Genomic DNA, 2,031 nt, shown 5'->3' on the forward strand with positions numbered 1-2,031 from the left:
TGCAGATCGTTGCCCGGCTACTCCTCGCGGTGCGCGTGTAGATGATTCAGGTTGTCCGGTTGATTCGGATAGGGATCAGGTTGCGGATTTCAAGGATAAATGTCCAAAAACACCCGAAGGTTGTATTGTCGATGAGTTCGGATGCCCATTAGACAATGACAATGACGGTGTCTGTAATGGTGTCGATAAATGTCCCAACACTCCAAAAGACGTTGAAGTTAATGAAGATGGTTGCCCGAAAGCCAAAAAACTCAGGAAGGGTGAATCTATCAGGGTCAAAGTTTACTTCGAAACAGCGAAATGGGATATTACACATCAAGGCACTAAGGATCTTCAAGAGGCATATCGTATTCTAAAGGCTTATCCTGAAATGAGGGTATTAATTGAAGGGCACACTGATTCTAAGGGCACCGATGAGTATAATAGGGAACTGTCGATCAAGCGGGCTAAGAGTATTAAGAGTTGGCTCATTACTCAAGGCATAGCCGATAACCGTCTCGAAACCATCGGTTATGGTGAAACTCGTCCGGTGGATACGAATGAAACACCGGATGGACGCGCCAATAACAGGCGTATTGAATTCAGATGCATCGAAGGATGTGCCGAAGATATAGAAATAGAATAGTGATAGTGAAATCTAAGCTTATTGTTTTCTTCCTACTTTTAATTGGGGCGGCGTTGTTTGCCGCCCCTCTAAAGGATATTGTTCCGGTGGCTGATTCTGTTCGAGCTGAACCAGATTCACTTCTCAGGCCGCCCCAACTTATTTTGCCTGTTCAACCTGAAAGACATATCATTCCGTGGCGTTTGGCTGTCTATTCGGGAATTGTTGTAAGTGCGGCCGGTTTTTGCTATTCTCGAATGGATGATTGGTGGGGAAACGATTATGGTCCGTTTCATATAAAGCATGATGATTGGAATGGCGACAATCTGATTCAAACGGATGAAATAAGCCATATCTTTGTCTCATATAGAATTACTCAGGCTACAACTGGTTTAGCTAATTGGAGTGGTATAAAACCACCAATATCTAGGATTATCGGTGGCTGCTTGGCTGGATCGATCATGTTGTTCGTCGAATATCCGGTCGATGCACATAATCCAGTGCAGGGTTTTGGATATTCTGACATGATAGCCAATTCATGTGGGATAACTTTTGCGTTAGCACGAAATAAATGGCCTGACCAACTCTCGAGATTCGACATTCGATTTTCTATCAAATCAACCGTGGGCATTTCTGATGAGATAATAGCGCAAACTCTTGCGCAAAACGATAACTATATATACTGGTTAACCGTTAATCCCCTCGAAGATTATCCTTTTCATTTCGGAGTGGGATATTCCGCCAACCACGATAACCCAGATTTCATAGCTGAACGCGAGATATATCTCGGTTTTGGGACGAGTCTCGCCGAATTAGCCGGACTTATAGATACCAAATGGGAAAGAGATCTACAAACCTTGAGTTTTTACGAGCTTTCGTTTAATTTTAGGATTCATTGATGAATGAACATATATTAACTTCAGACTTTGGTTTAATATTTTAAACTAATATTAAGATATTACTTGTTTTACATTGATCTGTAATTATAATTCCAATAACTATGGCTTTGAAGGAACATAAAAGCGTTTTTATCGAGACACTCGGATGTCCAAAGAATTATATTGATTCTGCGGTTATGGCGCATTATTTGCGTGGTTCCGGATGGAAACTTGTTGAACATCCTAATCAAGCTGAAATGATTATCGTCAATACTTGTGGCTTCATCGAAGACGCAAAAACGGAGAGTATCGAAGCTATTTGGAACTACATTCGAGCGAGAGAAGATGGGAAGATTGAATATCTTTTAGTCACTGGATGTCTTGCCGAAAGGTATAGCGAAGTTCTAAAAAACGAAATGCCTCAAGTCGATATTGTATTTGGCAATCGCGACCAAAGTAAGATAATTCACGCTTTGGAACGCGCTAGAAATTCGAGTTCGAAACCATTTGTATCGACACCGAGAGATTATCTTACAAATTGGTATGAAA

At 41.4% G+C, this 2,031-nt stretch carries 3 protein-coding genes; all 3 read left to right on the forward strand.

Annotation, left to right across the window (positions count from 1 at the left end; all coding sequences use genetic code 11):
- Window positions 1-625 (forward strand): OmpA family protein (locus KAH81_10545; protein MCK5834092.1); only part of this gene is annotated, 625 nt, incomplete at its 5' end.
- Window positions 625-1,503 (forward strand): DUF2279 domain-containing protein, encoded by an 879-nt coding sequence (locus KAH81_10550; protein MCK5834093.1) that lies wholly within the window; start codon window positions 625-627, stop codon window positions 1,501-1,503. The genes KAH81_10545 and KAH81_10550, both read left to right, overlap by 1 nt.
- A 107-nt stretch (window positions 1,504-1,610) precedes the next feature.
- A partial coding sequence (locus tag KAH81_10555) for a 30S ribosomal protein S12 methylthiotransferase RimO (protein ID MCK5834094.1) occupies window positions 1,611-2,031 on the forward strand: 421 nt, incomplete at its 3' end.

It is taken from the genome of bacterium, assembly GCA_023145965.1.
Classification (GTDB): Bacteria; UBP14; UBA6098; order UBA6098; family UBA6098; genus UBA6098.